Origin of the sequence: Wolbachia endosymbiont of Nasonia vitripennis, assembly GCF_048054115.1 — a bacterium.
In the GTDB taxonomy this organism is placed as follows: domain Bacteria; phylum Pseudomonadota; class Alphaproteobacteria; order Rickettsiales; family Anaplasmataceae; genus Wolbachia.
The window spans coordinates 1-4,802 of record NZ_JAFEVF010000050.1 but is presented as its reverse complement, the minus strand read 5'-3'; the positions used below and the strand labels follow the sequence as shown (position 1 = coordinate 4,802).

Below are 4,802 nucleotides of genomic sequence, written 5' to 3'. Positions count from 1 at the left end.
TGCAAACCTTTTTTGATAGTATGCATATTGCTTATCAGAAAAATATTGATAGCATTAAACAGGATGCTGATTTTGGTTTTGACTTTGTTAATTCTTCTGTCAGTTAATTCATACCTGTCAGATCAAGTCTAAACTATTACATCTTTAGCTATTAAGCTATTCATCTGACAGATTGATTTTACTGACTCTAAATCTCTGCTTTGAACTGCCTTTGTGACTGCAGCGCTAAAACTTATACCCTTTTCTATTAGATATTTAGCCATTTCACTATCAACAGCATAACCTAATAAATTTATACTGTTTGCAGAATTAACCTCAGCAACAACATCTTTAATAATAGGACTATTTCCCTCGAAAATTGATTTTACTTTTTCTAAGTCGTTCTTGGTAACAGCGCTAGAAAGTTCCTTTAATACAGAATCTTTCTTCTTATTTTCAGCTAGAATTTTTTGTTTTTCTTCAGGAGTCATAAGTATACTTCAACACACACAATCAAAGAAATTATATCCAAATCAGAATTGTTTGTAAAGGATCTTTAGATATTATCTTGCCCAAAGGTTAATTTATTTTATAATCTTTCTGTATTCTAGAAATTTCAATTAAATGAACTGCTATAAAACTCACGCGTGTAATGAATTAAGGAAGAATGATGTAGAAAAGGAAGTTACTCTCTCTGGGTGGCTGTACCGTAAACGTGACCATGGTAACCTAATCTTTGTTGATTTAAGAGATTTTTATGGAATTACTCAACTGGTATTCAATAATGACAAAGACTTTTTTGATGAAATTTCAAATTTAAAATCAGAAAGTGTGATTACTGTCACAGGAATAGTCAAAGCTAGAACTGAAGATACGGTAAATAGCTCTATTTCCACAGGAGAAATTGAAGTTATAGTTAGTAATTTACAAGTTGAATCGGAAGTTGAGTTCCACTGTGATGAAGAAATAGCAAAAGAAGAAAGAAGTATATTAGCAAGTATTGCCGGTGAGCAAGAATACCCAGAAAATATGAGATTTAAATATCGGTTTCTTGACTTAAGACGTGAAAAAATCCGTAACAACATTATTCTACGCTCAAAAATCATTGCAGAGCTGAGAAGGCTCATGATAGAGCAAGGATTTTTGGAAATTCAAACTCCAATACTTACTGCTTCATCTCCTGAAGGGGCACGTGATTATTTGGTGCCAAGCAGACTGAATCCTGGTAAATTCTATGCATTACCACAAGCTCCGCAGATTTTTAAACAGCTGCTCATGGTTTCAGGGTTTGATAAATATTTTCAAATTGCACCTTGTTTTCGTGATGAGGACGCAAGGGCTGACCGTTCTCCTGGGGAGTTTTATCAGCTAGATCTTGAAATGTCTTTTGTAATTCAAGAAGATATATTTCAGGTTATTGAATCTACCTTATATAAAGTGTTTGCCAAATTTTCTCGCAAATCAGTTGATAAAGATTTTCCACGTATTACATACAAAGACGCAATGCTCAAATACGGTTCTGATAAACCAGATCTGCGCAATCCACTATTGATCAGCGATGTAACAGAAATTTTCCGTAATTCAGAGTTCAATATTTTCAAAAGCAATATTGAGCGAGGTATGGTAGTGAGAGCCATTCCTGCTCCTAAAACAGCAGAAGAACCTCGTAGCTTTTTTGATAAAAAAATAGAACATGCACAAAAAGAATTCGGTGCTAAAGGTCTTGGATATATAACGTTCGATAAAGATGGAATTGCAAAAGGACCAATTGCTAAATTCCTTGATGACAATAGGTTAAATTCCATAAAAGAAATAACAAATATAGAACCTGGAGATAGTGTATTTTTTGCTTCTGATAAGGAAAATGAAGCAGCAATAATTGCAGGGAAAGTGCGTATTCTTTTGGGATCAGAACTAGGTCTTATAGATGACAATATCTTCAAATTCTGTTGGGTGATTGATTTTCCTTACTTTGCGTATGACGATAAAAGTAAAAAAATTGATTTCTTTCATAATCCATTTTCTATGCCACATGGTGGCTTGAAAGATTTAGAAGAAAAGAATCCACTGGATATCCTTGCTTACCAATATGATCTTGTTTGCAATGGAATAGAGCTGTCAAGTGGAGCAATTCGTAATAACAAACTAGATATTATGTACAGAGCTTTTGCCATTGCAGGCTACAGTAAAGAGGAAGTTGATACAAAATTCGGTGCGCTCGTGCGTGCATTTAGGTTTGGAGTGCCACCTCATGGTGGAATAGCACCAGGGGTTGATAGAATGGTTATGCTGCTTGCTGATGAGCCGAACATTCGTGAAGTAATCTGTTTTCCTATGAATCAGCAAGGTGAAGATGTTCTAATGGGTGCTCCTTCTAAAGTAGAGGATAAGCATTTACGTGAGTTGTCTTTAAAGGTTGTTGAATAAAAATTTTTATACCGGAGTGTGGTAAACTGGAAGTTATGAACAATATTCAAAAAGCAATACTATCAAGCATAATCTGCAATATGATTATATGGTATGAAGTAACTCTGTTTGGAGTTTTAAAGCATATAATAAGCAACGTTTTTTTTCCTTCAGAAAGTGATTATTTAAGCACAATCAAATTTCTTGGCAGTTTTGCAATTGGATTTGGATTTAGACCACTTGGTGCATTTATTTTTGGTTACATTGGAGATAAATACGGCAGAAGGAAAATTTTGCTGACTTCCGTAATATTAGCTTCGATATCATCTACTGCAATTGCGATTATACCAAGCTTTAAAGAAATAGGAATATTTTCTCCTATGCTGCTTCTGCTTTGTAGAATAACACAAGGAATGGCAGCAGGTGGAGAAACAAGTATCAATTCAGCTTTTTTAATAGAGCATTCAAGCGATAAAAAAAATCTAGGCTTTTTAGGTAGCATGAAAGCTTTTAGTGGTGCTCTTGGTTCTATTACATGCTTTGTAATGATAGCTGTTTGCAAAGAGTTTACAGGTGAAAATTATGAAATTTGGGGCTGGAGGTTGCTCTTCTATTTCTGCTCTGTTATGGGTGTAATAGGCTTTTTAATAAGGTACATAATGGAAGAGAGTCTAGCATATAAAACTCATGACCAAAATAAAAGCTTATCTAATTCTCCCTTTTTAGAATTAATCAAGAATTATAAAAGAACATTTGTGATAGCAATTGGACTTGGCATTGCTCAAAACGCAATTGTTTATTCAGTAATCATGTTTTACAACATATCTGTAAAAGAGCTTATTCTTTCAGATATTGATATTAAAAATGTAGTAAGGATTATGGTTGAAATTACATTTGGGACGTCTGCAGTGCTGTTTGCAATACTATCTGATAAAGTTGGAAGAAAAAACGTGATCATTCCTACGTTATTAGCTTTAGCTTGTGTCAGTTTGCCGGCACTTTCACTATTATCATATGATAACCACTATATTGTAACGCTCACTTTTCTATTAATAAGTGTGCCGATAGGCGCATCTTTTGGAATATATAATTCTCTCGCCTGCGAGTTATTTCCAACAAAAGTTAGATGCACTGGCTTTAGCCTCGCACATAACATATCTGCAGGTATTTTTGGCGGCCTTTCTCCATCGATATGCATGTGGCTTATAGAAAAAACTGAAACAAAACTTGCAGCAGGCATTTATCTTACTATCTGTGCATTAATTAGCCTAATATCTGTACTTCAAATTAAAGCCAAAGATAGAAAAGTTGATTGGTGAAATCGTTTCAGTTGAAAGATAGCACTTCAATAGATTTTTCGATGTGCCTAGGGATAGGAGCAGTAATAGTGATTTCTTTATTATTTGGCAATTTTAAAGATAAAGAATGCGAATGAAGGTGGATCTGATTTACTACCCCATCGATAAAAGCTTTTTTACCACCATATTTACCGTCACCAAGAATAGGGCAATTTATATGAGCTAAATGCGCACGTAACTGATGTGTCCTGCCGGTAATTGGTTGTAATTTTAAATAAGCAACATTATGTTTTAATCTTGATATAATTGAAAAATGCGTAGTGGCATTTTGAGGTGAGTCTTCATCAATAACTACTTTTTCTTGCCCTGAAATATATTTTTTCACCAACGGGTAGTCTATTATTCCATTATCTTTGCTCGGTATACCAGAAGTTAATGCTAGGTAAGTTTTTTTTATCCTCCGTCCTTTAAATTCTTCCATAAGGTATCTTGCAACACTGGCATTGCGCGCGAATATTATTACTCCGCTTGTATCTCTATCAAGTCTATGGACAATTTTAAATACTTCCCCTTCTCTTATTTGGTCAAGCAAGTCACTAATGCTAATTTTTACCTTTATACCGCCTTGAACGATTATTCCTGCTGACTTGTTTATAGCTAATATATACTCGTCTTCATATAGTATGTTGTCTCTCAGTAAATTTACTAATTTTTCATTATATTTACGATCAGAATTAGTGTTTTCAATATAATCTAAGTATCTTATCGTTATAGTTTGCCCAGAATTCACTCTATCGCTGGATTTTGCCGTGCAATTATCAACCTTGATTAATCCTTTCCTTAAAGACTTCTCAATTGCAGATTGTTTCAAATTGGGAAAAATTCTTCTAATGTACCTATCGAGCCTAACGTTATTGTCTTCTACTAATATGGTTTTGATACCTTCTGACATCTTACTTATAAAAATTTTATTGTGTATAAATGTAATAGTTTAGACTTGATCTGACAGGCATGAATTAACTGACAGAAGAATTAACAAAGTCAAAACCAAAATCAGCATCCTGTTTAATGCTATCAATATTTTTCTGATAAGCAATATGCATACTATCAAAAAAGGTT

At 33.9% G+C, this 4,802-nt stretch carries 4 protein-coding genes; 2 read left to right on the top strand and 2 right to left on the bottom strand.

Annotated elements, in window-relative coordinates:
• Positions 1-128 precede the first annotated feature (128 nt).
• The gene (locus tag JR053_RS04940; protein WP_416603748.1) at positions 129-470 is read right to left on the bottom strand and encodes a hypothetical protein; all 342 of its coding nucleotides are present in this window, start codon (positions 468-470) and stop codon (positions 129-131) included.
• A 133-nt stretch (positions 471-603) separates the two neighbouring features.
• On the opposite strand from JR053_RS04940, the gene aspS reads away from it, so the two are divergent.
• Together aspS and JR053_RS04930 are read left to right on the top strand one after the other, a co-directional pair.
• Positions 604-2,406 carry an aspartate--tRNA ligase gene (gene aspS / locus JR053_RS04935; RefSeq protein WP_010405285.1) on the top strand — a complete coding sequence of 601 codons (1,803 nt, stop codon included), beginning with the start codon at positions 604-606 and terminating at the stop codon, positions 2,404-2,406.
• A 35-nt stretch (positions 2,407-2,441) separates the two neighbouring features.
• Complete coding sequence (locus JR053_RS04930; protein ID WP_010405288.1) at positions 2,442-3,704, top strand: MFS transporter; 1,263 nt, start codon at positions 2,442-2,444, stop codon at positions 3,702-3,704.
• Between the two features lie 7 nt (positions 3,705-3,711).
• Here the strand turns inward: JR053_RS04930 and JR053_RS04925 are convergent, their stop codons facing one another.
• A complete protein-coding gene (locus JR053_RS04925) occupies positions 3,712-4,635 on the bottom strand; it encodes an RluA family pseudouridine synthase (protein WP_139686421.1) in 924 nt (307 codons plus the stop codon).
• Positions 4,636-4,802: the final 167 nt, after the last annotated feature.

Excerpts from the sequence above, each read along its gene's own strand:
- JR053_RS04940 (WP_416603748.1), bottom strand. The coding sequence starts at position 470 with ATGACTCCTGAAGAAAAACAAAAAATTCTAGCTGAAAATAAGAAGAAA.
- JR053_RS04930 (WP_010405288.1), top strand. The coding sequence starts at position 2,442 with ATGAACAATATTCAAAAAGCAATACTATCAAGCATAATCTGCAATATG.
- aspS (WP_010405285.1), top strand. The coding sequence starts at position 604 with ATGAACTGCTATAAAACTCACGCGTGTAATGAATTAAGGAAGAATGAT.
- JR053_RS04925 (WP_139686421.1), bottom strand. The coding sequence starts at position 4,635 with ATGTCAGAAGGTATCAAAACCATATTAGTAGAAGACAATAACGTTAGG.